This is a genomic window from Sphingomonas montanisoli (assembly GCF_008274695.1).
In the GTDB taxonomy this organism is placed as follows: domain Bacteria; phylum Pseudomonadota; class Alphaproteobacteria; order Sphingomonadales; family Sphingomonadaceae; genus Rhizorhabdus; species Rhizorhabdus montanisoli.
On record NZ_VTOU01000002.1, the window covers coordinates 243,067 to 270,000 of the forward strand.

The 26,934-nt window shown below is 63.7% G+C and carries 23 protein-coding genes and 1 pseudogene; 13 read left to right on the forward strand and 11 right to left on the reverse strand.

The window, feature by feature from the left end:
- Entirely contained in the window at nucleotides 1-1,401 is a 1,401-nt protein-coding gene (locus FYJ91_RS06870) for a pectate lyase family protein (RefSeq protein WP_425474010.1), read from the reverse strand.
- 147 nt (nucleotides 1,402-1,548) lie between these two features.
- Between FYJ91_RS06870 and FYJ91_RS06875 the strand changes: the two genes are divergently transcribed.
- The 4 genes from FYJ91_RS06875 to FYJ91_RS06890 all read left to right on the forward strand — a co-directional run bounded on the left by FYJ91_RS06875 (nucleotide 1,549) and on the right by FYJ91_RS06890 (nucleotide 8,302).
- Nucleotides 1,549-4,386: a TonB-dependent receptor gene (locus FYJ91_RS06875; protein ID WP_246152511.1), complete on the forward strand. Its 2,838-nt coding sequence runs from the start codon at nucleotides 1,549-1,551 to the stop codon at nucleotides 4,384-4,386.
- A gap of 79 nt (nucleotides 4,387-4,465) precedes the next feature.
- A complete protein-coding gene (locus FYJ91_RS06880; RefSeq protein WP_149521549.1) occupies nucleotides 4,466-5,473 on the forward strand; it encodes an alpha/beta hydrolase in 1,008 nt (335 codons plus the stop codon).
- A 169-nt stretch (nucleotides 5,474-5,642) separates the two neighbouring features.
- The gene (locus FYJ91_RS06885) at nucleotides 5,643-7,238 is read left to right on the forward strand and encodes an alpha-amylase family glycosyl hydrolase (RefSeq protein WP_149521550.1); all 1,596 of its coding nucleotides are present in this window, start codon (nucleotides 5,643-5,645) and stop codon (nucleotides 7,236-7,238) included.
- Nucleotides 7,239-7,240: 2 nt separating this feature from the next.
- Nucleotides 7,241-8,302 (forward strand): glycosyltransferase family 4 protein, encoded by a 1,062-nt coding sequence (locus tag FYJ91_RS06890; RefSeq protein ID WP_149522300.1) that lies wholly within the window; start codon nucleotides 7,241-7,243, stop codon nucleotides 8,300-8,302.
- 276 nt (nucleotides 8,303-8,578) lie between these two features.
- On the opposite strand, the gene FYJ91_RS06895 is transcribed toward FYJ91_RS06890, so the two are convergent.
- From FYJ91_RS06895 to rsgA, 3 genes are all read right to left on the reverse strand, one after another.
- On the reverse strand, nucleotides 8,579-8,836 hold the full coding sequence (locus FYJ91_RS06895; protein WP_149521551.1) for a hypothetical protein: 258 nt from the start codon (nucleotides 8,834-8,836) through the stop codon (nucleotides 8,579-8,581).
- Nucleotides 8,837-8,858: 22 nt separating this feature from the next.
- On the reverse strand, nucleotides 8,859-9,209 hold the full coding sequence (locus tag FYJ91_RS06900; RefSeq protein ID WP_149521552.1) for a response regulator: 351 nt from the start codon (nucleotides 9,207-9,209) through the stop codon (nucleotides 8,859-8,861).
- A 152-nt stretch (nucleotides 9,210-9,361) separates the two neighbouring features.
- Nucleotides 9,362-10,342 carry a ribosome small subunit-dependent GTPase A gene (gene rsgA / locus FYJ91_RS06905; protein ID WP_425473989.1) on the reverse strand — a complete coding sequence of 327 codons (981 nt, stop codon included), beginning with the start codon at nucleotides 10,340-10,342 and terminating at the stop codon, nucleotides 9,362-9,364.
- Nucleotides 10,343-10,519: 177 nt separating this feature from the next.
- Here rsgA and FYJ91_RS06910 point away from each other — a divergent pair, with 177 nt between their 5' ends.
- From FYJ91_RS06910 to FYJ91_RS06920, 3 genes and pseudogenes are all read left to right on the forward strand, one after another.
- Nucleotides 10,520-10,810: a WYL domain-containing protein gene (locus FYJ91_RS06910; RefSeq protein ID WP_149521554.1), complete on the forward strand. Its 291-nt coding sequence runs from the start codon at nucleotides 10,520-10,522 to the stop codon at nucleotides 10,808-10,810.
- 55 nt (nucleotides 10,811-10,865) lie between these two features.
- Nucleotides 10,866-11,375 (forward strand): annotated as a pseudogene (locus FYJ91_RS06915) (TonB-dependent receptor domain-containing protein); the annotation flags it as partial.
- Between the two features lie 70 nt (nucleotides 11,376-11,445).
- Entirely contained in the window at nucleotides 11,446-12,372 is a 927-nt protein-coding gene (locus tag FYJ91_RS06920) for a C13 family peptidase (RefSeq protein WP_149521555.1), read from the forward strand.
- Nucleotides 12,373-12,377: 5 nt separating this feature from the next.
- Here FYJ91_RS06920 and FYJ91_RS06925 read toward each other — a convergent pair whose 3' ends face one another.
- Genes FYJ91_RS06925 through FYJ91_RS06935 form a run of 3 tightly spaced genes read right to left on the reverse strand, consistent with a single transcriptional unit; the run spans nucleotide 12,378 to nucleotide 14,969 of the window.
- On the reverse strand, nucleotides 12,378-13,409 hold the full coding sequence (locus FYJ91_RS06925; protein WP_149521556.1) for an LLM class flavin-dependent oxidoreductase: 1,032 nt from the start codon (nucleotides 13,407-13,409) through the stop codon (nucleotides 12,378-12,380).
- Nucleotides 13,410-13,450: 41 nt separating this feature from the next.
- Nucleotides 13,451-13,984, reverse strand: coding sequence for a peroxiredoxin (locus tag FYJ91_RS06930; RefSeq protein WP_425473990.1), 534 nt, complete (start codon nucleotides 13,982-13,984; stop codon nucleotides 13,451-13,453).
- A 31-nt stretch (nucleotides 13,985-14,015) separates the two neighbouring features.
- Nucleotides 14,016-14,969: a retroviral-like aspartic protease family protein gene (locus FYJ91_RS06935; protein WP_149521557.1), complete on the reverse strand. Its 954-nt coding sequence runs from the start codon at nucleotides 14,967-14,969 to the stop codon at nucleotides 14,016-14,018.
- A gap of 123 nt (nucleotides 14,970-15,092) precedes the next feature.
- On the opposite strand from FYJ91_RS06935, the gene FYJ91_RS06940 reads away from it, so the two are divergent.
- The 4 genes from FYJ91_RS06940 (at nucleotide 15,093) to mdoH (ending at nucleotide 19,925) form a co-directional block, all read left to right on the forward strand.
- The gene (locus FYJ91_RS06940; protein WP_149521558.1) at nucleotides 15,093-15,434 is read left to right on the forward strand and encodes a hypothetical protein; all 342 of its coding nucleotides are present in this window, start codon (nucleotides 15,093-15,095) and stop codon (nucleotides 15,432-15,434) included.
- An 11-nt stretch (nucleotides 15,435-15,445) separates the two neighbouring features.
- The gene (locus tag FYJ91_RS06945; protein ID WP_149521559.1) at nucleotides 15,446-16,288 is read left to right on the forward strand and encodes an OmpA family protein; all 843 of its coding nucleotides are present in this window, start codon (nucleotides 15,446-15,448) and stop codon (nucleotides 16,286-16,288) included.
- Nucleotides 16,289-16,394: 106 nt separating this feature from the next.
- On the forward strand, nucleotides 16,395-17,912 hold the full coding sequence (locus FYJ91_RS06950) for an OpgD/OpgG family glucan biosynthesis protein (RefSeq protein WP_219822566.1): 1,518 nt from the start codon (nucleotides 16,395-16,397) through the stop codon (nucleotides 17,910-17,912).
- A gap of 123 nt (nucleotides 17,913-18,035) precedes the next feature.
- Nucleotides 18,036-19,925 carry a glucans biosynthesis glucosyltransferase MdoH gene (gene mdoH, locus FYJ91_RS06955; protein ID WP_246152515.1) on the forward strand — a complete coding sequence of 630 codons (1,890 nt, stop codon included), beginning with the start codon at nucleotides 18,036-18,038 and terminating at the stop codon, nucleotides 19,923-19,925.
- A 4-nt stretch (nucleotides 19,926-19,929) separates the two neighbouring features.
- On the opposite strand, the gene wecB is transcribed toward mdoH, so the two are convergent.
- The 4 genes from wecB to FYJ91_RS06975 all read right to left on the reverse strand — a co-directional run bounded on the left by wecB (nucleotide 19,930) and on the right by FYJ91_RS06975 (nucleotide 24,792).
- Nucleotides 19,930-21,051, reverse strand: coding sequence for a non-hydrolyzing UDP-N-acetylglucosamine 2-epimerase (wecB, locus tag FYJ91_RS06960; RefSeq protein ID WP_149521560.1), 1,122 nt, complete (start codon nucleotides 21,049-21,051; stop codon nucleotides 19,930-19,932).
- A gap of 61 nt (nucleotides 21,052-21,112) precedes the next feature.
- Complete coding sequence (locus tag FYJ91_RS06965; protein WP_149521561.1) at nucleotides 21,113-22,306, reverse strand: class I SAM-dependent methyltransferase; 1,194 nt, start codon at nucleotides 22,304-22,306, stop codon at nucleotides 21,113-21,115.
- Complete coding sequence (locus tag FYJ91_RS06970; RefSeq protein ID WP_149521562.1) at nucleotides 22,303-23,622, reverse strand: glycosyltransferase family 4 protein; 1,320 nt, start codon at nucleotides 23,620-23,622, stop codon at nucleotides 22,303-22,305. The genes FYJ91_RS06965 and FYJ91_RS06970 overlap by 4 nt, the downstream gene beginning before the upstream one ends.
- A 48-nt stretch (nucleotides 23,623-23,670) precedes the next feature.
- Entirely contained in the window at nucleotides 23,671-24,792 is a 1,122-nt protein-coding gene (locus FYJ91_RS06975; protein ID WP_246152517.1) for a glycosyltransferase family 4 protein, read from the reverse strand.
- Nucleotides 24,793-24,910: 118 nt separating this feature from the next.
- On the opposite strand from FYJ91_RS06975, the gene FYJ91_RS06980 reads away from it, so the two are divergent.
- Nucleotides 24,911-25,576: an ABC transporter ATP-binding protein gene (locus FYJ91_RS06980; protein WP_149521564.1), complete on the forward strand. Its 666-nt coding sequence runs from the start codon at nucleotides 24,911-24,913 to the stop codon at nucleotides 25,574-25,576.
- A 94-nt stretch (nucleotides 25,577-25,670) separates the two neighbouring features.
- Nucleotides 25,671-26,828 carry a polysaccharide biosynthesis/export family protein gene (locus tag FYJ91_RS06985; protein ID WP_149521565.1) on the forward strand — a complete coding sequence of 386 codons (1,158 nt, stop codon included), beginning with the start codon at nucleotides 25,671-25,673 and terminating at the stop codon, nucleotides 26,826-26,828.
- Nucleotides 26,829-26,934 lie beyond the last annotated feature (106 nt).

The following is a 26,934-nucleotide window of genomic DNA, read 5'->3' on the forward strand; positions in this document are numbered from 1 at the left end:
TCACTGCCCTCCCTGGCGCATCATCTTGTCGCGATCGGACAGATGCTCGGTGATCATTTCCTTCTGACCGGGATAACGGCCCGATCTGGGCTCCATCGTATCAAGGTTCCAGTCACCCTCGACGAAGGAAGCTTTCGTGGGTTTGAACTGAGGATAGCCGCCAACGACCTTCTCGTCGTCGATGATCTCGCCACGGCCTTCGGCCACGAAGAACAGGACGCGCAGATCGTCGGCATCGCGATCCCATGGCCGCGCCCCGGCATGCCACAGGACATGCGTCTCGACGTCGCGCGCGGGCAGGATATCGAGCCCGGCCCAGGCGGTGGAGGGCGTTTTCTCCTCGATCAGCTTCGCGCGGGTTTCGCCATAGCGGCCGAACATCGGCAGCGGGGCGCCCCATTTGTCGACCGCGATATTGTCCTTGCCATAGTAACGCAGGTCGCCGTCGCCACCGAGCATCAGGAAGGGCATGCCCGGCGCGGTCGAGACGCCGCCGCGCAGGACATTGCCGACCGCGGTGAGCTGCCCGTCCTGATAGGGATGCTCGCCCCATTCGAGCGCCATAAGGTTGTAGTGGATGGCGCGCTCGCCCGGATCATAGATGATGTTGTTCACCACCTCGGCATGGACCCCGCCCTTCAGGAGCGGATTGCGTTCCTTGTTGTGCGCGTAAATGTTGCGGTAGATCAGGATGTTGGTGGCATTGTCGTGGATCAACGATCCCTTCGAATGCTCGCCCTTGGGATGGCTGGCATTGGCCAATCCCTCGGCCGCCAGATTGTAGCTGAAGGTGATGTCGTGCGAGGTGCCCTTGCGCCATTCGTCGGGCGTCTTGCCGGTGAAGCGGGGGCCCGAGGCCGACATATTCTCGTCGATCGCCCATCCGAAGGTGCAGTGATCGATGATGATGTTGGAGGCCGCGACGGTGGAGAGGGCATCGGCCTCCCACCCGCTCAGATGCGGTTGGCCGTCGACTCCGGTGCGCACGCGGATGTGGCGCATGATCACGTCGTGGGTCGCGATGTCGATGCCGGTGCGGATCAGCGTGATGCCCGGCGACGGCGCGGTCTGCCCGGCGATCGTCAGATAGGGTTCGGTGATCTTGATGCCTTCGCGGCCGAAATCGATCACGCCGGCGACCTCGAACACGACGATGCGCGGCCCCTTCGCTTCGATCGCGGCCTTGAAGCTGCCGGGGCCGTCGGCGGCCAGCGTGGTGACGCGGATGATGCGCCCGCCCCGGCCGCCCGGGGTCGTCGCCGCCCAACCGACCGCTCCGGGAAAGGCGAGAGAGGTGGGGATCGCTGACCTGGGCGCGGGCGTCGGCTGCGCGGCAAAAGTGCCGGCGGATGCCAGCGACGCCGCACCGATCAGCAGCCCGAGTTTCGACAGGTGCTTCATCATCACTCCTCTTCCCGGCCACTTCTTGACATCCCGGCAACACAGGGGCAAGAGGTTTTGACACCGGTGTCTGTTGATGAGCCAGACTGGCCAGAAGCTGACGCGACAGACGGCAGAAATGCACCGGAACAGGGAAGAAGGGATGTCATGATGAAGGCCATTATTCGCTCTCAGCATATCGATTCGCGCCGGCATTGGCTTGCCGCAGCGTCGGTTGCCGCTATCGCGCTGGGCGCGACGCCCGCTTTTGCGCAGGAAGCGCCCGCCGCCGTCACGGACGACGCCGCGCAGGAAATCATTGTCACCGGTTTCCGCGGATCGCTCAGCTCGGCGATCGCCGCGAAACGTCAGGCCACTGGCGTCGTCGACGTGATCAAGGCCGAAGACATCGCTGATTTTCCCGACAACAATCTGGCGGAATCGATCCAGCGCATCCCCGGCATCGCGATCAATCGCGACCAGGGTGAAGGGCGTAACATCTCGGTTCGCGGTCTCGGCCCGATCTTCACCCGCGTCCGCATCAACGGGATCGAGGGTCTTTCGACCACCGGCGGTACCGACAGCTCGGGCGGCGCCAATCGTGGTCGCCAGTTCGACTTCAACACCTTCGCGTCGGAACTGTTCAACTCGATCACCGTCCGCAAGACTGCGTCGGCCGATGTCGAAGAAGGTTCGTTGGGCGCAACCGTCGACCTGCAGACCGCGCGCCCGTTCGACTATAAGGACGATCTGACGATCGCCGGTTCGGGCGCTGTCGGCCTCAACGATTTCTCGAACGCGGTCGATCCCAAGCTCGCCGGCCTGATTTCGACCAAGCTGGCCGACGGAAAGGTCGGCATCCTCGTATCCGCCGCCTACAGCGAGCGCGGAATCCGTGAGGAAGGCCCGTCGACCGTCCGCTGGGAACGCGGCACCGACAATGGCAATTTTGCCGCCGCCTCCACGCTGCCGCAGGGTGCGAGCCAGGGCTATGCCTTCTTCCACCCGCGCATCCCGCGTTACGACAGCCTGGTCTACAAGACCGAGCGGCTGGGCCTGACCGGATCGCTGCAGTGGCAGCCGACCGACGCGACCCTGCTGACCTTCGACGCGCTCTATTCGCGCTTCAAGTCGAAGCGTGCTGAGCAGTATCTCGAGGCGATCAGCTTCAGCCGTTCGGGCACCGGCAAGCCGCAGACCGTGATCCTGCCCGGCGCCGTCGTCGACGGAACGAACAGCCTGGTGAAGGGCACGTTCAACAATGTCGATGTCCGCGTCGAGAGCCGTTACGACGAGTTGCAGACCGAATTCCAGCAGTACACTTTGTCGCTGAAGCAGGATCTGGGCGAACGCGCGCGGATCGACGTGCTGGGTGGTTATTCGAAGTCAGATTTCTCCAACCCGATCCAGACGACCGTCGCGCTCGATGCCAACAACGTCCAGGGCTACAGCTACGACTTCACCAACGGGCGCAACCCGACGTTCAACTATGGCAATCTGAACCCCGCCAACCCGAACGCCTACACGCTCGCCGAAATCCGTCTGCGCCCGCAGTTCGTGCAGAACGACTTCAAGGTCGGGCGCGCACAGTTTGAATTCGACGCGACCGACCAGATCAAGCTGCGCGTTGGCGGCGATTACAAGAAATACGGCTTCGATTCGCAGGAGTATCGCCGCACGAGCGAAACGGCGGTGCCCACGCTGACCGCGGCGCAGCTTTCGGCGTTGACCACCACCTATGCGCTGAGCCCCGACACGCCGATGGGCGGCACGCCGCGCGCCTTCACGATCCCCAACCTGAACGCTTTCGCCGATAGCCTGGGCATCTATTCGAACAGCGGCACCTATGCGCTGACCGGCACGACCAACACCAACGCGCAGGGCAATTGGCGCGCGATCACCGAACGTGATCTGGGCGGCTACATCCAGGCGGCGTGGGACGTCGAAACCGACTTCGCCCGCATCCGCGGCGACGCGGGTGTGCGCTATGTCGACACCAAGCAGACCTCGTCGGGCTATACCGGCGGTGCGGCGGCATTGCTCGTCACCGACAGCCGCAGCTATGGCCAGTGGCTCCCTTCGGCCAATGTCAGCTTCGAGTTCGACCGCAACTTCGTCGTCCGTGCGGCCGTGGCGCGGGTGATGACACGCCCGAACCTGGGCAACCTCAACCCCACCGGCGCCTTCGCGGTCTCGGGCGGCAACCGCACCTACAATATCGGCAATCCGGACGTCGAACCGACCCTGGCGACCGATTACGATCTGTCGTTCGAATGGTATTTCGCCAAGGAATCGGCGATCGTCGTCGGCCTGTTCTACAAGGACATTTCGAGCTTCGTCGCGAACACCGCGCAGTCGATCCCGTTCAACCAGCTCGGCCTGCCGGCCTCGCTGCTGACCGGTACCGGCGCGCTGCCGACCGACCTCGTCACGGTGACCCAGCCGATCAACAGCAAGGGCGGCACGCTCAAGGGCGCCGAGATCGGCTTCCAGACGCCGTTCCGCTTCCTGCCGGGCTTCCTGAGCAACCTCGGCATCCAGGCGAACTACACCTATGTGAAGTCGACGATCGAATATCCTTTGGCTACCTCGGCCGGTGCGCCGGTGGTGAAACAGCCGCTGACCGATCTTTCGAAGCACAGCGCCAACGGCACGCTCTATTATGAGGACGATCGCTTCAGCCTGCGCGGCTCGGTTGCCTATCGCAGCGGCTATCTGCAGGCGGGCGGCGTTCCGGGTCGCAATGGCGTCGCGCCGGGCGCGGGCCCGGTGTTCAACACCAATGCGGGCCAGCCGACCTTCAACGATGTCGAGGGCGTGCATGGTACGATCAACGTCGACATGTCGGCTTCGGTGAAGATCAACGAACATGTCACGCTGACCGTCGAGGCGATCAACCTGACCGACCAGTATGTCGACCAGTATATCGACAGCGCAGCAGATCGCCTGAGCGTCTATCACCATACCGGCCGCCAGTTCTATTTCGGCGGACGCTTCAAGTTCTGATCGGCCCCCACCCCGATCTGATCTCTAACGGCCGGACGCGCTCCCAGCGTCCGGCCGTTTCTTTTTCAGGAGTTGCACGATGACGCTGGATCGACGGAGCGCGATGGCCGGGCTGCTGACGGCGGCGGGCATGGCGGCGGCGAGTGGAGCTCGTGCACAAACCGCGGCCCCCGGCAGCGGCAATTTCGCCGCCGCTCTGCCGCAGCCGACCGAGACCATCGACCTGTGGCCCAAGGGTGCGCTGCGGATGCCAGCATCGTCCCTGATCGAGACGGTGCAGGAGCGCAGCACCGACCCGCAGGTCAACGACCGCGCAGTGTGGGGGATCAGCCATCCGCGCCTCGCGGTGTTCCGGCCGCTGCGGCCCAATGGGGCGGCGATCATGATCACGCCCGGCGGCGGATATAAGTGGGTCGTGGTGGACAAGGAGGGCTATGAGCTCGCTGCGTTGTTCGCGGCGGCGGGGATCACCTGTTTCGTCCTTTTCTACCGCCTGCCGCACGAAGGGTGGGCGGCGGGCCCGGACGTGTGCCTCTCCGACGCGCAGCGCGCGATGCGGCTGATCCGCCACCGTGCTGCCGAGTTCGCGATCGACCCGGCACGCGTGTCGGCGATGGGATTTTCAGCCGGCGGGCACCTATGCGCCGATCTGCTCGCGCGGTTCGACCAACCAACCTATGCTGCGGTCGACAGGGCCGATCGGCTGTCCGCACGACCGTTCATCGCGGCGCCCATCTATCCGGTCGTATCGATGAGCCAGCCCTTCGCGCACCCCGGATCGCGCGAGAAGATGCTCGGCCCGAACCCCACCGCTGAAGCAGAGCGCGCGCATTCGCCCGATCGCAACATCCCCGCCAACGCACCCCCGACCTTCATCGTCCATGCCGAGGATGACGACGTCGTGCCGGCCGAGAACAGCCTGTTGCTGCGTGCAGCATTGCGCGCACGAAAGGTGCCGGTCGAGACGCATCTGTTCACCCATGGCGGGCACGGTTTCGGCGTCCGCCGTGCGATGGGTAAACCCGCCGCGCACTGGCCCGATCTGTTTCTCGCCTGGGCCCGGACACAGGGGCTGTTTCAGGGTTGATCCATCGCGACCTCGCGACGCTGCCTGATCGTAGACGATGCCGTCTCAGCCCCTCCTACTCGCTTCCGCGCAGAGCGCGGCTATTCACAGGCGCCAAGCTATTTGTACCTCCGAAGGAACCATTGGGTTCGCGCTTCGATGATGCAGGCGACGCTAGCGGGGAATCACAATGGAGGCGGACGATCATCCCTGGTGGGAGCGAGGCGTCATCTATCAGATCTATCCGCGCTCCTTTCAGGATAGCGACGGCGACGGCGTCGGTGATCTCGCGGGGATAGAACGGCGCCTCGATCATGTCGCCTCGCTCGGCGTCGATGCGATCTGGCTCTCGCCGATCTTTCCGTCGCCAATGAAGGATTTCGGATATGACGTCGCCGACTATATCGGGATCGAGCCGGTGTTTGGCGATCTCGCCATCTTCGATCGACTGTGCGCCGCGATCCACGCGCGCGGGCTCAAACTGATCCTCGATTTCGTTCCTAACCACAGTTCCGACCAGCATGCCTGGTTCCGCGAGAGCAGGCGCAGCCGCGACGATCCCAAGCGGGATTGGTACATCTGGCGAGATCCTGCGACGGACGGCGGCCCGCCCAACAACTGGATCAGCGATTTTGGCGGATCGGCCTGGGAGTGGGATGCGCCCACCGGCCAATATTATCTGCACGCTTTCCTGAAGGAGCAGCCCGACCTCAACTGGCGCAATCCCGCGCTGCGTGCGGCGATGATGGATGTGATGCGGTTCTGGTTCGATCGTGGGGTCGATGGATTCCGGATCGATGTGCTTTGGCATATCGTGAAGGACGCGGGGTTTCGCAATAACCCGATCAACCCCGCCTGGACGCCGCGCAGCACCGAGCGCGACCGGGTGCTCCAGCGATATTCGACCGACCAGCCGGAGGCCCATGCGATTTCTGCGGAGATGCGGGCACTTGCCGATACCTATGGTGATCGGGTCCTGATTGGTGAGATCTTCCTGCCGAATGACCGGCACGCCCGCTGGTTTGGAACGATCGAGCGTCCCCAGGTCCACCTGCCGTTCAATTTTCAGCTGATCGAGAACGGCTGGAATGCGCGTGGACTGCACCGCATGATTGCGGACTACCTCGCGTCGCTGCCGGCACATGGCTGGCCCAACTGGGTGATCGGCAGCCACGACGCGCCCCGGATCGCGGCACGGATCGGCGAAGCTCAGGCGCGGGTGGCAGCGATGCTGCTCCTGAGCCTGCGGGGCACGCCGACTTTCTATCAGGGGGACGAGCTTGCGATCGGAGACGTGCCGATCCCGACCGACAGGGTCCGCGATCCCCAGGATCTGCGCCAGCCCGGCCTCGGCATCGGCCGCGATCGATCGCGCACGCCGATGCCGTGGGACAGCTCAACTCATGCTGGCTTCAGCACCGTTGAGCCCTGGCTACCGCTCAACCCCGATTGGCCGACGCGCAACGTGGCAATGCAGGAGTCGGACCCCCAATCCATGCTCCATCTGGTCCGCACATTGCTCGCGCTTCGTCGTGCGGAGCCTGCATTGTCGGTGGGCGCGCTCAAGCTGCTTGAGGCGGAAGGCGATGTCCTGGCGTACGAGCGCGAACATCGCGGCCGCCGGCTGCTCGTCGCGCTCAATCTCGGCTCGAGACCCGCGATATTGCCCGTGCCTACGGGGACGACGATAGCTGGTATCCTTGCGTCGACCAGGCAGGTGCGCGGGATCGGCGATATGCTCGCGCCCGACGAAGGTCTCATCCTCTCGCTCAAGGACATTGTTTGACGATGCGCATCGCGATGCTTGCTCCGATAGCCTGGCGGACGCCACCGCGACATTATGGTCCGTGGGAACTGGTCACGAGCCTGCTCACCGAAGGTCTTGTCTCGCGGGGGATCGACGTCACCTTGTTTGCGACCCTCGACAGCCAGACGAGCGCCAAGCTCGATGGCGTGGTCCCGGCCCCCTACAACGAAGACCCGTCGGTCGACGCCAAGGTCTGGGAATACAGGCATCTCGCGCACATCTTCGCGCAGGCCGACCGTTTCGACATCATCCACAATCAGGCAGATTTTCCGGCGCATGCATTTGCAGACTTCGTCGAAACCCCGATGGTAACGACGATCCATGGCTTCTCCTCGGACCGCATCCTGCCGATGTACGCGCCTTATGAGGATCGCGTCCATTTCGTCGCGATCAGCGACGCCGATCGCCACCCGGCGCTGCGTTATGCCGCGACGATCCACCACGGGATCGACTTCGACAGTTTTCCGCTTGATCCGGTCGGGAGCGACGATCTTCTCTTCTTCGGGCGCATCCATCCGGACAAGGGCCCCGTCCATGCGATCCGCGCGGCGCTATCGGCTGGACGCGCGCTGCACATGTATGGGGTTGTTCAAGATGGCGAATATCACGCCCGCGAGGTGGCGCCCCACGTCGATGCTGACCGCGTTCATTACCACGGCGTGGTCGGCGGCGCGGACCGGATTGCGGCATTGGGACGTGCCCGCGCGCTCCTGCATCTGATCGAGTTCGACGAGCCTTTCGGTCTGTCGGTGATCGAAGCGATGGCGTGCGGAACGCCCGTTATCGCGCTGCGCCGCGGGTCGATGCCCGAGCTGATCGAGCATGGCGTAACGGGATTTCTCATCGATGAACCCGGCGAGGCCGTTGCTGCGATCGAAGCCGTCGGCGCGCTCGATCGCCAGACCGTCCGACACGTGGCGCAAGCGCGTTTCGGGATCGACCGCATGGTCGACGGATACATCGCACTCTACGAACGCATTTTGGCCGGGCGGTGCGGTACGGCTCCAGTCAAGCGTCAGAAGGATGCCGTCAATAGCGCCTGATATTATCGACGAAGCCAGTCACATAACATCATGGAACATCAGATAGGCCGCACCCACGAACGCGCCTATGGCCAAAGGAAGTATGATGAAGGCCGAATTGTAGGACCACCATTCCAGAATTCGTGAGACATGTTTGTTCGACGCGATTCGTGATTTAAGGCTGTCCTCATTCTCAGTGTAAGACATAGGAAAACCTTTTCCCGACGTTGTTCAGTGGTCGCCCAGCCACTTCATTGACATCGATGAAGCTTTGCAAGCTTGTAACCGCACGGCGATTTACAGACCAGCCTCCTCAAGCGCCGCGGCCAGTTCGGCCTGCGCGATGCTGCGGTCCTTTGGCGCGAGTCTGTTGAGAATTGTCTGAACGCGGGCCTGGGCGATCTGAAGTGTCTTTTGCCGGATCTGGCGCGCCTGGTTCGTCCGCCAAGATCGGCTTTCTCCAAGGAGGGCTGCCCATTTGGCTTCCTCGGCGGCGAGCACTGCCAGCGCGAGGCGCACACCATCCCGACGGCCTTGCAAATAGTCTTTTGCCATTAGACGTCCATCGCTGTGAGTATCAGGCGCGCGTCATGTTGCGAAAGGCGATCGCAATTCTCGCGGCGTTGATCGGCTTGGGGAGAATCTGGCCGGGTGGATTGCACGGCTCACACGCTTCGGGCGTCGCGGTTATGAACAGCACGGGGATCTCGCCGCGTTCGCGGTAAATGATGTCGACGGCCGCGGGACCGGTTCCTTCGAGCAGTTTGACGTCGGACGTAATGATATCGGGCGCGTGTCGTCGTGCCGCCTCGATCGCCTCGTTCTCGGTCGCCGCGAAGTCGAAAGAGGTGACGCCCAGATCCGACAGGATGTCTTGAAGATCGAGCGCGAGCAGCGGCTCGTCTTCAATGATAAGAACGTGGTACATCAATATTTCTCCCGACACGGTCAGAACGCCGAAGATCGAGGATGGAGCCATTGTGTATAACATGGGGTCGAATCGTGCTGAACGAGTCGTGATTCATTTTAAGCGAACAGTCGAAAACCGAGAGATATGCTGCGACGGGGGCGGCTGAAACGCTATCGGGGGCGACGCCGTGCAAGTTGTGCGGCGTTGATGCTTTCCTCCGCGTCCAGTTTTCGCCATCGCTCGAAACGCTCGGTGGTCAGTGTGCCTGCGCTGATCGCGGCACGCACCGCGCAGCCCGGCTCGCTTGCGTGCGCGCAGTTCGAAAAGCGGCAGTCCTGAGCGACCAGGACGAAGTCATCGAAGACTTCGGCGATGCCAGAGGCCGCATCGTGAAGCTGCAATTCCCGCATTCCGGGCGTGTCGAGCAGCCAGCCACCATGGTCGAGGCGGTGCATTTCGCGCACCGTGGTGGTGTGCCGCCCCGTGGCGTCTCCCGATCGGATCGCCTGCGTCGCGATGCTGTCCGAACCACGCATCGTATTGACCAGGGTCGACTTGCCGACGCCGGACGATCCCAGCAGGGCAACGGTCTCACCCTTGCCACACCATGAAGCGAGATGTGCTACGCTGGCGGGATCGCGCCCGTTCACCATCTCGACCCGCAATCCTGGCTCGATCGCGCGTGCCGCCGCCGCAAAGTCCTCCGCAGTGGTCGTCAGGTCGGTCTTCGTCAGAACGACGACGGGGTTCACGCCGACTTCGCGCGCCAGCACCAGGTACCGCTCCAGCCGCGCGACGCTAAAATCCTGATTGCACGAGGCGACGACGAACAGCGTGTCGACATTGGCGGCGATCTTCTGTTCCTTGCGGCGATCGCCTGGTGCGCGCCGTTTGAACAGGTTCATCGGGTGGAGGACGCGTGTGGCCTGTTGCGTGCTGCGGTCCATGAGCAGCCAGTCGCCAACGGTCGGATAATCGTCCGGAAACCCGGGAGCGGAGACCTTGGGGGCGATGAAGCGCTGCGATCCCGCACCGGCAATTGCGATCTTCCCGCGATGGACGGCCATCACGCGGAAGGGGTCACACTGCTGGACTTCCTCGCCCGTAAGCTGATCACTGAAATAGGGTTTCCAGCCGAGGTCTTCCAACATCTCAAAGGTCGATTGCATGGACGGCAGCTACCAGCGGTGCGCAGGGCCGTCCACAATGGCATATTACGGCGGCGTGGTGGTGCGCCCGCCCGGTGGCGCCAAACTCGCGGTCGGCAGCCCATCGCGGCGATGACTATTTTATTTGCGTAGCATCATCCCCGCGCCCACACGCGGCACATGACCGACGCAAAAATCATTCTTCAAGCCATCGCGAACAATCAGTGCATCGTGGTGACCTACAACCGCATGCAATTGAAGCTGGCGCCGCATATTCTCTATTCACGCCACGGTGCGCCGTTCCTCGATGCCGTTGCGGTCGAGCGCGAGGGAAAAGAGCTCAGCGACCCGAGGCTCGGAACGTTCAAATTGGCGGGCCTGCAGGACGTCGCGATCATCGAACGTTCATTCAAGTTCATGATTGGCTTCGACGCGAGCGATCCGAAATATGCTGAGGCGCCCGCCGACTGATCGGCAGGCGCTGATCTCAACCTCGTAGAAATGCGCGCTCGATACACGCACGCGCGGCATCGACGTGGTTGGCGAATATAATCTGCGCACCGCCAGCCTCGGCGATTTCCGGCTGAGCGCGGCGTTCAGTTATAACAAGACCAAGATTACCGACGTGATCGCCAATCCCGCGCAGCTTGCCTCGCTCAACGTCACCCTGTTCGGGCGACAGGCGCAGCGCGATCTGGTTGTCGCCACCCCGCGCATCAAGACGGTGCTGTCGAGCAACTGGACCTCGGGCCGGTGGCACGCGCTGGGGCGGCTGACCCGCTATGGCAGCTATATCGAGTCGAGCAATGTCCCCACCGGCGATAGGCGGTTCGGTGCGACGTGGGTGGCCGATCTCGATGTCGGCTTCGATCTGACCGATCGTGTCACGTTGTCGGCGGGCGCGAACAATCTGTTCGACGTCTATCCCGATCGCAACGGATTGATCGCTTATGACGGGTCGGGGGCCTATGGCAATTTCGCGCCCTTCGGCCTCAGCGGTGGATTTTACTACGGGCGTGTGACGGTGCGGATATGACGCCCCTTTAAAAGCGATCCGCATTCCTCCAACCTTTGTCCCGCGGGATTCGGGTTGGGGGCAACTGTCGATGATGGCTTGGCTGGCACGGCTGTTCTGTTTTGGGGTGGTGCTTGCGATCGCGTCCCCCGCCGTCCCGCAAATGTCGTTCGGACCTGCGGCGCAACGTGGCGGGCTCCTGGGGATCACGGATCTCGATCGCCGCCGCCTTGCCGCTGCGGCCGACAAGCTCGCGCCCCAGCGACCGGGCACCCCCGATGCCTATGTGGTCGTCGCGGCGCTCGACAGCGATCCGGTGTTCGCGCGCGAAGCCCGCGAGGCGGCGAAGGTGCTGGCGCGCCGCTACGACGCGGCGGGGCGGACTCTTCTGCTCGCGGGTGCCGATGGTCGCAGCATCGAGATGCTGGCGCGTGGTAGCCTCGAAACGCTCGAAACCGCGCTCAACCGCGTCGCGGCGGTGATGGACTACCAAGAAGATGCGCTGATTCTCTACATCACCGCGCACGGCACCCCGGCGGGCCTCGCCTATCGCGAGCAGGGCGAGTTCCTCGCCACCTTGCCGCCGACATGGCTCGATTATGTCCTGCGGCATGGCCGGCTACGCAACCGGCTGGTGATCATCAGCGCCTGCTTCTCGGGCCTGTTCGTGCCGGCTTTGTCATCACCCGAAGGCGCCGTCATCACCGCGGCCGCGGCCGACCGGACGTCGTTCGGCTGCGCTTCGGACAATGACTGGACTTTTTTCGGCGACGCGCTGATCAACCACGCGCTGCGCAAGAACCAGCCGCTCGCGACCGCGTTCGGCGAGGCGAAGGGGCTGGTCGGCGGCTGGGAGGCGAAGGGCAAGCTGATCCCGTCCAACCCGCAGATCGCGATCGGCGCGCAGACCTCGTCCTGGTTGCGCCCGATAGAAGCACGAATGCCCAGGGAGGCCGGCGTTCCCGTCGGTCGCCCCGCGATCGAATCGATCGACAAGGCGGTCGCTGCCAATCACTGAGCAGGTCAGGCCGCTTGCGCCGGCACCATGTCGAAGGCTTCGGCGATCAGGCGATAGCTGTGCTTGCGCGCCGCGTGGTCGGACATGATGTTGACCAGCATCACCTCCTGCGCGCCATAGAGTGCCGCGACCTCCTCGATCATCGGTCGAACCTCGGTCGGGCTGCCCATGATGCGGCGGCGGTTGCCGGCCTGCAGCGGATTGGGATTGTGAATGGCCCATTCGACGGCGCGTTCGAGCGAGGGAATCTTGATCAGTTCGCCGCGCATCATGTGCGCGAACATCATCGCGGCCGGCAATGACTGGCGCTCGGCTTCCTCGCGGGTGTCGGCGGCGATTGCGAAGCTGGATACCATCAGGTGCGGCTTGTCTGCCCAGCGCGACGGCTGGAAATGCTGGCGATAGAGATGGGCGAGCGGAACGCCTTCGGGATTGATGAAGTCGGCGATGCAATATGGCAGGCCCATCTCGCCCGCCCAGCGCGCGCTGTCGGGCGATGAGCCGAGCAGCCACGGATCGGGCGAACCCGCCGTGCCATCGGGCAGCGAGCGACCGAGCGTAGCGAAGACATGGTCGGCGGGCAGGCTGTCCGACAGATAAGCGAGCAGTTCGGCCAGGTGGTTGGGAAAGTCGTCGCTGGGGATGCGGCGGCTGCGGTCGCGCTGGAGCGCGTAAGCGGTTCGCTGGTCGGTGCCCGGCGCGCGGCCGATGCCGAGGTCGATCCGCCCCGGCGCGATGGCGCCCAGCAGGCGAAAGGTCTCGGCCACCTTGAACGGCGAATAATGGGGCAGCATGATCCCGCCCGATCCGACGCGGATCCGTTGGGTCGCCAGCGCGACCGGGCCGATCAGCGCCTCGGGCGCCGATCCGGCCAGTCCCGCCGAGGCATGATGCTCGGCCATCCAGAAGCGATCATAGCCCAGCACATCGACGGTGCGGGCGAGGTCGATCGTGTTCTTGACGGCATCGGCGGCCGTAAACCCCTCCGAAACCGGCGACTGGTCGAGGACGGAAAGGCGGAAGGGGGCGCTGGTCATGCGTGACGATGTAAGTCGTCGCGCCCCCTATCCAAGTGGTATCAGTGCTTGGCCTTCCATGCCTTCACCGCGTCCATCGTGCCCTTGACGTGGCCGGCGGGGCTCATCGCCGAATGGACGAAGACGATCTTGCCGTCGGGGGCGATGACGTAGGAGGTGCGGTCGGTCCAGCCGGGCTTGAGCGCGAGCGCGACGTCATAGCCCTTGATCGTCGTGGGCGAGGCGACGCCGACCGCGAACTTGTCGCGGCATTCGACCGAGGAGAATTCGGCGATCCGTTCGGCATTGCCCGCGGTCAGGCCGATCACGGTCGCGCCGTTCTTCTTGAACTCGTCGGTCGCCTCGGCAAACTCGTGCGCCTCCACCGTGCAGCCCGAGGTGAAGGCAGCGGGGAAGAAATAGAGGACGACCGGTCCCTTTTTGAGCGCGTCGGCCAGCGAGAAGTTGAACGACTTGCCGGCAAGCGCGGCGGTGGTCGTGATCGCGGGCGCCTTGGCACCCACCGGCAGCGCGGCCGTTGCGGGGGCAGCGAGGAAGGGGGCGGCGCAGGCGAGGAGCATCAGACGCTTCATCATCGGTCCTTTCGGGGGCGAATTGGGGAGGAGGCTAGCCGCCCAGGCTCGGCTTGGCCACAGCTAGCATCGGCGGTGGCGTCTGCAGCGCATCGCCGGGCAGCAGGAAGCGCACCGTCTTGTTGGCATAATCGATCGAAACCCGGTCGAAGCCGCGCAACACATCCATGCCCAGCAGCATCGCCGGCTTCTTCGACAGGCCGAGCCGGTGGAAGATCTGCGCGTCGGCGAAGGCGACCGGCATCGTGTCGATCGTGACATTGCCGATCCGCGCCTTGGCGATTGCACCGTAATCGGCGACGGTGGTGCCGCCCGTCACACTGATGATATTGATCGGGGTGAGCAGGCCCAGCCGACCGCGCCGCTTCAGTTGCATGCGCAGCGCCGGATTGCCGACAGTCACGGCCGATCCGGTGTCGATCACCACGTTGATCTTCTGTCCGTCGGCCGAGGCATCGACCATGATCAGCTGGCCCAGCTTGCGGCGCGCGGTCACGACGATTTCGTCGCTGTCGGGCTTGGGCGGGCGAGCGGCGTCGGCGATCGTCATCCGCATCGCCTTGAAGTCCATCACCACCCGCTTGGTGCGCAGGCTGTCGATGCCCAGCAGGCCCGCGGCGCCGAGATGGATTTCGGACATCAAGGGCGCGCGCAGCTCGGTCAGCCCGCTTCGGCTGCTGGCGAGCTGCAGTGTGGGCACCATCGCGGTGTCGACGATGTCGAGTCCCGAAATGCTCAGGATTTTCTGTGGCCCACCGGTCAGCAGCGCCAGCCGTTTGGCGAGCTCGCTTGAGATCACGGTGCGCTCGGCGGCGGTATCGACGACGAACGGATAAGGGCCGGCGCCGGCGACGGTGACGGGCACCGTCATCCGCTGGCTCAGGTCGTGCGCTCCCTGCACCTGTTCATAGAGGGATTCGGGCGGCGGTGCTGCCGCCAGAGCAAAGCCGGATGCCATCATCAGGCCCAGTCGTCGCAATGTCGACATCGACCCTCTCCCTTTCTGTTTGATGAACGAAGACTACGCCCCGCGCCCTTTGTTCACAAGCAGGGGAACCCCAGTCCGCCAGCAGGGTTTTGATCGCCGTCCTGATACGAAGGAGTTCAGACAATGCGCAGGATTGTGACGATCGGGCTTGCAGTGGCGAGCCTTGCGGCCGGGGTGATGCCCGCGGCGGCCTGGGCGGGGGATGAAGATGATGCGCGCGTCGCGATCGCGGCTGCGCGTGCCAAGATCGACGCCGGCGACAAGGCTGGCGTAGCCGGACAGGCGGCCGATATCCAGAGCCGTGCCCGCACCACGCTCGATGAGGCGATGGTCCTGTTCAAGAAGGACAAGGATCGCGCGGCGCTGGCCATGGCGCGTCAGGCCGATGCACTTGCCGATCTTGCGTCGTCGACCGCCGAGCTTCGCACCGTCGAGGGCGAGCGCGACAAGCTTGCGACCCGCTGAGGAGAGATAGGATGAAACGGATGATGATCCGCCTGGTGGGCGCGACCGCGCTCGCCGCGATGGCGGTGCCGGCGCTTGCCGACAAGACCGACAAGCTGGTCACCGACCAGTATCGCGAAAAGATCGCCGTGGCCGCCGCCGAGCCTGGCGTGGCCGAGTTCGGATCGGCCGAGATCGCCAAGGCGCGCGATCGTATCGCGTCGCTCGACAAGAAGCTCGACAACGACAAGGCCGGTCAGGCCGAAGCGGTAGCGGGTGAGATCGACACGCTACTCGAAACCGCGCGCACCCGCGCCCGCGTCGCGATGGCGAAGAAGGATCTCGGCACTGCGCAGGCCGATGCCAAGGCCCGCAACGATGCTCAGCTGCAGAACGCGCAAGCCAATGCGGCGGCGGCGCAGGCCGATGCCCAGGCGGCACGCGCCGAGGCCGATCGCGTCAAGCAGGCGATGCGCGACTATCAGCTCCAGCAGACCCAGCTCGGCGCCACGCTCGTCCTGCAGGATGTCGTGTTCCAGACCGGCAAGGCCGATCTGAAGCCCGGCGCCGCCGAACGGCTGCGTCCGCTGGCGGGCTATCTCAAGGCCAATCCGAACGTGAAGGTCCGGATCGATGGTCACACCGACAGCCAGGGTTCGGACAGCTACAACAAGACCCTGTCGGAAAATCGTGCGGCCGCCGTGCGCACGGCTTTGTCCGGCATGGGCATTGCGGGCGACCGGATCACTGCGGTCGGCCACGGCGAATCGACGCCGGTCGCGGACAATATGAATGCGGCGGGTCGCCAGCAGAACCGCCGGGTCGAAGTGACCTTGGTTGGCCAGCAGGCCGCCAGCTTCGCGGCGATCCACTGATAGGCTGCGCCAGACCGACGCATAAACGCGACGCCGTCCGGGCCGATTGGGCCGGGCGGCGTTCGCGCGTCTGGACGGCGGCGAAACGATCTGGAATGGGGAAGGCATGATCGATCGGCGACAGAGCCTCGCGCTCATGGGTAGTGCGCTCGGATGGGCGCTGGCGGCACGCGCTGGAGCTGCTCCGGCGCTGGCCAAAGGTGAGCCTTTTTCGTGGGAATGGCTGCAAACCTATGCGAAATCCCTCGCGACGGGGAAGCCACGTCCTTTGCCCAAGCCCGTGCCGGGCGCTCAGGCGATCGACTATGATGCGGTAAACCGGATCCAGTACCGCGCCGACCGCACGATCGGCGCCGACGACGGTTATGGCATGCGGCTGTTCCCATTGTCGCGCTACGCCAATTCGCCGGTCCAACTGTTCGTAGTCACAAAGGGCGTCGCCCGCCATGTCGACCATGAAGGCGCCTTGTTCGAAATTGTCGCGGGCGAAGGGCCGGCGCCCAGGCCGCTCGACGGTGTCGCGGGATTGCGGCTGATCAACAAGGGCGGGGTGGGCGACTGGCTCGCATTCCTCGGCGCGTCCTATTTCCGCTCGGCCGGTGCGCTCGATCAATATGGTCTGTCGGCGCGTGGCCTGGCGATCGACACCGGGATCGACGGGCGCGAGGAATTTCCGCAGTTCACCGCCTTCTGGGTCGCGCGCGAAGCGCCCGGATCGATTACCATCTACGCTCTTCTCGAAGGGCCGAGCGTCGTCGGTGCCTATCGCTTCGTCAATCGCGACAAACGTCCGCAGGCGGTGCTGCAGGATGTCAGTTGCGAATTGTTCTTCCGCAAGGATGTCGAACGGCTGGGGGTCGCCCCTCTGACCAGCATGTTCTGGTATGACGAGGGCAATCGCCCGCAGGCGATCGATTGGCGACCCGAAATCCACGATTCGGATTGCCTGCTGATCCACAATGGCGCGGGCGAACGGATCTGCCGTCCGCTGGGCAATCCGCCGCGCGCGACGATCAACAGCTTCACCGATACGTCGCCCAAGGGGTTCGGCCTGCTCCAGCGCGATCGCGATTTCGATCACTATCAGGACGATGGCGTTTTCTATCACAAGCGCCCTAGTCTTTGGATCGAGCCAAAGGGCGATTGGGGCGCGGGCGCGGTCTCGCTCTACGAGATCCCGACCCAGCGCGAGGTCGACGACAATATCGTCGCCTTCTGGACGCCGGCTGCGCCGGTGAAGGCTGGTTCGTCGCTGACCTTCGATTATCGCCTGCGCTGGATTGCGGGCGAACCTGATGCCGATCCGCTGGCTCGGGTGGTCGATCGCTGGACCGGCATCGCCGGGCGACCCGGCCATGATCCGATCCCCAATGCGCGGCGGCTGGTGGTCGATTTCCAAGGCGCTTCGCTGAAGGGCCTCGATCGCAATTCGGGCGTCCGCGCGGTGGTCGGCGTCGATCGGGGCAAGGTCATCACGGCCGATGCCTATCCGGTGGTGGGCGCCACCAATCGCTGGCGGCTGATCATCGACAGTTCGACCGAAAAGCAGCCGGTGAACCTGCGCGCGACGCTGGAAATCGGTGACAGGGCGATTACGGAAACGCTGATCCAGCAATTCTATTGATCGGCCGCTTATTGATCACCTGGCGAACGGAACCGTCGGCAGGCCCGTCTGTTGGGGCGTCTGGGCGCGCCTTTCACCCTTTTTGCTGGATTTTCGGCGCCCCAGGGGCGAGCGAAGCTTTGCATGCATGACGCACGGATGAACGAAGTGAACAAAGGCGAGGCCGATGACGCCCCGTTCGGCACCGATGCCAGCATCGATCCCGGCCCCACGACCCATGCCGATCTGCCACCGGAAACCCCGATCGAGATGCCGATCCAGGATTTCGGGGCGCTGCCGGTGGTTCAGGTGGACCACGAACAACCGCTCCGATCGCTGGTGCTGCGCCGCGCCTTCCTGATCGTCGGCAGCTTCCTTTGCGGTCTGTTGGCTGCGCAGGAAATGTTCACTCCGCTGCAGTCGGACGGCGTCGACCTGATCGACGCAGGCTTCTTCGTGTTGTTCTTCGGCCTTTTCGCGTGGATCGCCTTCGGTTTCCTGAATGCGGTGGCGGGCTTCTTCGTGATGCTGGCGCGCGGACCGATGGTGCCCGGGCCCGCCATGAAGCTGTCGCTTCCCACCGCACGGACGGCGGTGTTGATGCCGATCTACAATGAAGACGTGCATGCGGTTTTCCGCCGCCTTCGCCTGATGTCCGAATCGGTCGCCGCGATCGGCGCTTCCGACAAGTTCGACTTCTTCATTCTGAGCGATTCGGGCGAGGATGCGCTGGCACGCGAGCATATTGCATTCCGTCAGTTCCGCAGCGAAAGCGCGTCGGCTGTCTATTATCGCCGCCGTGCGCTCAATGTCGCACGCAAGCCGGGGAATATCGGCGATTGGGTGCGCCGCTTCGGCGGTGGCTATGATCATATGATCGTGCTCGACGCCGACAGCCTGATGAGCGGCGCGGCGATGTCGCGCCTGGCCACCGCGATGGAGGCGCGGCCGGGTATCGGGCTGATCCAGACGGTCCCCGCCTTGCTCAACGGCCGGACGATGTTCGCGCGCTGGCACCAGTTCGCAGCCGCCCTTTACGGGCCTGTGGGATCGGCGGGGCTGCGATGGTGGTCGGGAACCGAGGCGACCTTCTGGGGTCATAATGCGATCGTGCGCTGCCGCGCCTTCGCCGAAAGCTGCGGCCTGCCCGCGCTTGACGAGGATGTGCTGCTGGGCGGGCACATCATGAGCCATGACATGGTCGAAGCCGCGCTGCTGCGCCGGCGCGGCTGGGCGGTTCACCTGGTGATGCTGTCGGACGGCACCTATGAGGAATATCCGCCGACGATGATCGATCACGCAATCCGTGATCGACGCTGGTGCCAGGGCAATCTGCAACATCTGCGATTGCTCCACACGCGCGGACTTCATTGGATCAGCAGGCTGCAACTGGTCATGGGCGCATCGGCCTATCTGACGTCGCCATTGTGGCTGCTGCTGATCTTCGCCGGAGTCTTCGAGCAGGTCCGTGCCGATTTCGACGGCTTCCTGCTGATTTCGTCGGGTTGGCTGCTCACGCTGACCTTGATCTTCCTGTTCGGGCCCAAGGTGGTGGCACTGCTGGCTCTAAGTCTCGACGATGCCTTGCTCAAAAGCCTGGGCGGCTGGCGCAAGGTGCTGCGCGGTGTAGCGGTGGAGATCCTGATCTCGATCGTGACCGCGCCCGTCACCATGCTCACCCAGACGATGGCGATCGTCAGCATCCTGCGCGGCCGCCACAGCGGCTGGTCGCCACAGCGCCGCGAAACCGAAGGGCTGCTGTTCGGTGAAGTGCTGCGTTATTATCGCTGGCATCTGGCGCTCGGCGCTCTGCTGGTCGCCGGGATCGTTGCGGGGGTCGATGGATCGATCTGGACCCTGCCGGTCGCTGCGGGCCTGTTGCTTGCGCCCGCCACCGCCTGGCTCAGTTCGCGCGCGTCGGTCGGCGACTGGCTGGTGCGTCACGGCATGTTGCTGTCTCCGGCCGATTCGACCCGCTTTGATACGCCTCCGGAGGACGAAGCGGCTCTGACGCTCCAGCCCGCCGTCGCCTGATCGTTCAGCCGAACGCGTCGATCGGAATGTCGCGCGCGGCGCCCAGATAACGCGCGCAGGCCGACGCTATCCGGGTGCCGGCGCGACCGTCGCCATAAGGTGAACCGCCGATGGCCATGCGCGCTCGGCTGTCGGCGCAGTCGATCAGCCGCAGCGTCTCGCGGACAATGCGATCGCCATTGGTGCCAATCAACAGGGCCGCGCCGCTCTCGACGGCTTCCATTCGCTCGCTGACCTCCCGAAGCACGAGCACCGGCTTGCCGAGCGCGGGTGCTTCTTCCTGAAGGCCGCCGCTGTCGGTGACGACGAACAATGAAGCGGCCATCGCCGCGACCAGATCGGGATAGTCGAGCGGCTGCGTCAGCCGGACATTGGCGATCCGCCCAAGCTGAGAATGAGCGCGATCGTGGAAGGCCGGATTGGGATGGACCGGATAGACGACGTCGATATCGGGCCGCTCCAGCGCGATCCGGCCGACCGCCGCCAAGATGTCGTCAGCCATGTCGACGCTCTCACGGCGATGCAGCGTGAACAGGAACGAGGCGCGCGCAGCTCTTGTGGGTTCTTGCCGCGCGGTGACGTGGAACAGAGCATCGATGACGCTGTTGCCGGTGATCAGGATGCGATCGGCGGGGACGCCCTCGGTGGCAAGCCGATTCGCGGCCGATCGTGTCGGCGCGAAATGCAGGCGGGTCGCGAGTGCGATCGCCCGGCGATGCATCTCTTCCGGAAACGGGCTGTCGAGCCGGTCGGTGCGCAGACCCGCCTCGACATGCGCAAAGGGAATCTGGCGATAGAAAGCGGAGAGTGCTGCGGCGAAAGCAGACAGCGTGTCGCCCTGGCCGATCACCAGATCGGGCAGAGCCGTGGCGAGGCAGGTGTCCAGCGCTTCGAGAAGGCGGCCTAGCTGCCCCGCCAAGGTGCGGCCATCGGCGGCGATGCCCAGATCAATATCGGGAACGAGCCCGAAATGGGCGAGTTGGGGCGCGACGAGATCGCGATGCTGCCCCGTCGATACGATCAGCGCCGACAGATCATCGCGGGCGCGCAGGCCGATCACCACCGGCGCCATCTTGATCGCTTCCGGCCGCGTGCCCACCACGCACAGGATCACCGGCTTGCGCATCGCTGTCGCCCCACCCCAAGTCGGAACGATTATCGGCCATTTTCCGCAGCCCGCAAGCCTGTCAGGCGCGGGCGATGAGACCGAAGGGCGTTATCTCGACTGTCTTCGGACCGTCGGGCGTGTTCACCTCTACCGGTGTGACGAGCGGCTGATCGTCCGGCTCTTCTCCACCGAAGTTGAGTTGGGCGACTTCATGATTGTGCGAGATCAACGTGAGCGCGATGCGCGTCAGTTCGCTGCGGCGAAGCGGCAGGCGATCGGCGGTTGCGAAGCCGCGCTCGTCGCTCGTTGCAAGCCAGTCGACCAGATGGACGGCGATCCCACCGGGGCGGAGGCTGCGGATCGCGCTGTTGATGAACCAGCGGGCATTGTCGACCGTTTCGAGGCGGCAGGCCGTGCCCATCGAGAAGAGGAAGTCAAATCCGCGCAGGTCATCGGGCAGTTCGGCGAAATTGAGCGGCCAGACGCTGATATTGGCCGGCAGATCCGGCAGGCTGTCCTCGCCGCCAATAACCATCTGACACCCTCTGGCCGCGATGGCTTCGGCCAATTGCAACGACCCGCCGAGCATCAGCCCACGCGCGCCAAGTTGCAGCACGCCATAGCGTTCGAGCACTTTAAGGATGAAGGCTTCCGACCATCGGTCGGATGCGCCCTCCGCGCCGCCGATCCCTGCCTCATCGAGCTGACTTTGGGTGAGCGGTTGCGAAATCGGGTGTGCAAAGTTGGGCGCGCCGCTGTCGACCAGCGCCGAGACCTGGCCGATTGTCTCGTTTCCGAACCGCGTACGCTCGAACGCTTCGGCGGGTACCGATGTATTTTCGGCTGCTCCAAGCTCCTGCGCCGTGATCGTCATGCCTGATGCATGGGCATCGGTTCCGTCCGCGAAGAATCCGAAGAGCGCGTAGGTCACGCCACGCACCGCGTTGATGCGCACCGTGATTTCGGTTCCTTCGCGCATGAGTTCCGGCATGTCGGCACGCGACGACCCCACCAGCACCGCATGCCGGCCGCTGTCCGCGACAAAGCCGTTCACATGAATGCCGAGTTCGCCGAAACTCACCTTCAAATCGTGAAAGCGGATCGTGAAGACGACCGGCCCCGGCCGATATTCGAAATAAGGCGTGTGGAAGCCGTATTTGGGATCGGGCCCTCTGTTCGGGCCGCCGAGCGGCTTTATCCGGCTGGCATGGCCGACGAAGAACGCGAACGGATCGAGCTCGCGGATGGGGTGGTCGATGGAGGCTTCGCTCATGCCTTGGTCGCCATCACATGATCGTACATGGCGGTAAGGCGCTCGCGATAGGGCTCATCGCCGAACTTTGCCGCCTGTGCAGCGCTTGCGGCCGTAAGCCGGGCGCCTACCGCCGGATCCCCGTCAATTGCGAGCATGGCATCGGCGATCGCCTGAACATTATAGGGATCGACGAGAAGCCCCGCATCGCCGACGATTTCGGGTAGGGAACTGATGTTCGACGAAATGACAGGCGTGCCAAGCTGGATCGCCTCGAGTGCCGGCAGGCCGAAGCCCTCGAACAACGATGGGAACATCACCGCCTTGGCGCCACGGATCAGCCGGAACAGAAGGTCGCGCGGCAGATAATCGAGCTGGACGATGCGGTTGTTGACCGCGTGCCCGTAGACCGAGACGCCGCCGCCGCCCAACATCTTCGATTCCTGTTCGGTGCCCCAGTTGCGCGCGCCGACGATGACGAGCGGCGTGTCCATGCGGGACGTGAGATAGGCTTCGATGATCCGCGCGATATTCTTCTTCGGATCGAGCGCGCCGAAGAACAGAAAATAGCCACGCTGCTGAAGGCCGAACATGCCCTCTATCATCGCTGCGTCTTCGGCCGGGTTGCGCGATAGCGCACCGGCGGGGACGGGAATGGACTGATAGGTGTTGGTCACCTTGTCGGGCGCGATAGGAAAGCGCGATAAGATGTCGTCGCGGCTCGCTTCTGACACCGTGCAGATGTGATGCGAATCCAGCGCCGCCCGTTCGACGAGCTTATAATAGAGGTGTTTGTGGTCGAGCGTGGTGTAGGGCAGGCGCAACGGCACGAGATCGTGCAGCGTGTAGATGTTGCGCGAACCTTCCATCACCACGGGGACCGGGTAGGTCCAGTGCATGATCTCGGGCGGGTGTTCGACCCGAAGCTTCAGGAAGCTGCCGAACAGTTCGAGGTGCCGGAATCCGACCTCGAACAGGCGTGCGCTGCTGACCACGCGATCGAAGCCCGGCAGGCTGTTGACGTAGCTCTGCTTCTCGACCGCGTCGGTCATCGGCACGTCGAAACCCTGTGCCGTGAAGAAAGTCGCCCGAGTCTCGCGGATGATGCGGTTCCGGATTTGCCGCCGCGTTTCCTTCTGCGGTGTGCGGCCGAAGCCATCGAAGAACATCAGTTCGCGCGTTTCGGGGCGCTTGCCGACGTCGAGCCCAAACACGCCCGTGGTCTCATGCCCAAGCGCGGCGACGTTTCGGGCGAGGGAGAAAGCGTATGTTGCAACGCCGGTCCCGCGCGGCATGGCCAGATTATAGCCGTCGATCCCGATTCTATACTTCGTCATGCCGCCCTTGCCGTCTAAGCTTCTGTCCCGCCGATTAGCCGCTGATCTTCACGTACGCCATGCGGAATCGCGGGCGATGGCGGCATGGACTTCGCGCAGGCGTCCGGCAAACGCCTCGATCGTGAAGTCATGCGATCGGGCCAACCCGGCGGCAGCCAACGATCCGCAAAGCTCATCATCGTCATCGAGGCGCGTGATGGCCATCGTGATCGACAGCGGATCGACAGGATTTACCCCGAGGCCGGCTCCTCCCATGATCTCGGCCGTAGCGCCTTCGGCGGATGTCATGACGGGCGTGCCCAGCGCCATCGCTTCGATGATCGGCAGGCCGAAGCCTTCGGCCAGGCTAGGGAAAAGCAGCGCGCGCGCACTGGCAAGCGCCGAAAGAAGATCTTCGCGCTCGATATAAGGTATGCGGATTATGCCCTGGGTTCGGGCCAGGTGGTGTTCGATCGCCTCGCCTCGCCAGCCTGTAGGCCCGACGATCGCGAGAGGGCGCCGCGCACCGCTGGCTGCCCAGGCGTCGACGAGCCGTTCGATATTCTTGCGGGGTTCGACCGATCCTATCGCGATGAAGCTGTCGGCGGGAATGGGGGACGGTCCCCCATGCGCTGCAGAGGTCAGGTCGATGCCCGTCGTGCATACATGGACAGGAACTCGCGGACCCAGAAGTTGTCGCAGCGACGCGCGCGATGCTTCGGACACTGTCATAAAATGGCCGCCGCTATCGGCGATGGCCCTGATCATGGCTTCGAGCCGTACGCCATCGATGGGCGAAAGGTCTGGCCGTTCGATTGGGATCAGATCATGAATAGTATAGAGATTGATCCACCCCTCGATCCTGGCGGCGATGGGATAGGTCCAGTGCATGATGCGCGGCGGTCGCACGGGCGGGCGAAGCGCGAGCAATGTGCGATGCGTATCGAAATGCACATGGGCGAGGCGAAAGATGTCGCGATACCACAGCCCATTGTTCCGACTTTTTAGTCGGCGGATGCGGGTGCAACGGACGTCGAGCCAGCGATTCCAGCGTTCGATCCTGCCGGCGGTAACAAGGCCGTTTCCGCTCGATCGATCGGAAACAACGCGCGGATCGGAGTTTGCCATGTCGAGTGCTGCTAGGAGCGCATGGGCATAGGTCGCAACGCCCGTCGCCGGCGCGCCGAGCATGCGGCCGTCAATTGCGGCTCCGATTTGCGTTTGCGGCCCCATCGTCTATGGACTGCCGCATCGCAGGGACGGGCCCTCGCGTCCAGCCCTGCGGCGTTTCAGATGTCGGATTTTCGCGATGATTTCGTTCAGGAACGTATCGAAAAATTATCACGCCGAAGGCTTCACAAAGCACGTCTTCAATAGCGTCAGCTTCGACATCGCGCGGGGCGACAGCATTGGGATCTGCGGTGCCAACGGGGCGGGAAAATCTACTCTCATGCGGCTGATTGCGGGGATCGAGCAGCCAAGCAGCGGATCGGTAGACCGTTCGATGACGACGAGCTGGCCGATAGGATATACTAGTTGTATCCAGGGTGTGCTGACGGGTGCTGACAATGCTCGCTTCATCGCACGCCTTTATAAGCGGGATGAGGAGGAGGTACTCGCCTATGTCGAGGAGTTCGCTCAACTCGGCCCATATCTATACCAGCAGGCGCGCACTTATTCGGCAGGCATGATGGCGCGCCTTGCCTTTGGTATCTCGTTGCCGATCGAGTTTGACTGCTATCTCGTCGACGAAGTCACGGGCGCCGGCGATGAGCGCTTCCGTGCCAAGAGTGAGCAAGCTTTGCTTGAGCGGCGCGAACGCGCATCTTTGGTTATGATCTCGCACGATCCTCATACGCTGGAACAATATTGTACGCGCGGGGCTGTGCTCTATGCGGGCAATTTGACTTTCTACGATAGCGTCGCCGAGGCATGCGAGGTTCATCATGGATTGCAGATGCGGGGCATCACCTGAATGCGTCGAGCGACGCGCTATATTTCCTTTCTCCCGAAGTTGCGGCACAGCGTCGGTCTGACTTCGTTTCCTGTGCTCGATCACAAGGCTGTCCATGTTCACTGAATTGTCTCGCCGCGCGCATCTGCCGGCCGCTTCGCTTGCTATGATCCTTGCTCTTTCGGGCTGTGCATCGCTCCCATCGAGCGGACCGACAGCTCGGCAAGTCACGTCGGCCGCTGGCAAGCCGGAGGCCTTGGGCTTCCAAGTCGTCAATCTCGACGCTTCCGCATTCCGGCGGCTTGCAGATGCGACCCGTCCGACCACGGAAGGCCGGTTTGCCCCGTTGGCGCAGGATGCGAGGGTCGATCGCATTGCTCCAGGCGATGAGCTCCAGATCGGCATCTATGAAGTCGGCGTGACGCTGTTCGGTCCGCAGGCCAGTTTCGGCGGATCTTCAGGCGGCGAGGATTCAGGCACGTCCATCCGGCGCCTGAGCACCGTATCGGTCGCGAGCGACGGGACTATACGCCTTCCTTATATGGGGCGACTGCAGGTTGCCGGCAGCACTGCTTATGACGTGCAACGAATGATCGAGCAGGCGCTGGTCGGAAAATCGCAAAGTCCACAGGCCTTGGTGACGATCGTTAGTAGCCCGGCAAACAGCGTCTATCTGTTTGGAGATGTCGGCCGCCCGGGGCGGCAGCCGCTTTCGGCTGCACGCGAACACCTTTTGGACACGCTTGCCATTTCTGGTGGAGCCAAGGTCGCGAGCAACGATACGACCGTTCGGCTGACGCGCGCTGGCCAGACAGCGACGATGCGGCTTGGCGATATACGGGCCGGCGGGGCGGACGATCTGTTGCTCCAGCCCGGCGACCGCATCGAACTGGTCAAGGAGCCGCGCAGCTTCAGCGTGTTCGGAGCCAGCCAGAAAGTGTCGCAGGTCTCGTTCGAAGCGCCGAGCGTTTCGTTGGCCGAGGCACTTGCTCGTGTTGGCGGTCCGAGTGACGCGCAGGCGGATCCGTCGGCCGTGTTCCTCTTCCGCTACAACGCGGCCGATATCGCGGCTGGCCGGCCAGTGATCTACCGGCTCAATCTGATGCGGCCCGAGTCCTATCTGATCGCCCAGGCCTTCCCCATGCAGGACAAGGACCTGATTTATATCGCGAATTCGGCGTCGGGTCCGGTCACGAAGTTCGTGGGAATCATCAACCAGCTCTTCTCGCCGCTGCTGACGGCGGCGATCGTGAGCGACCAGGTTCGCAAGTGATTCGGAAGGGCGGGGTGCCTTTCGACCCCGCCCAACCCCCCGGTTTTCGGGCCTTTGAATTTTTTGAAATCAGCTTGTCATAAAATTGCTTGACCCGAATCGGGGT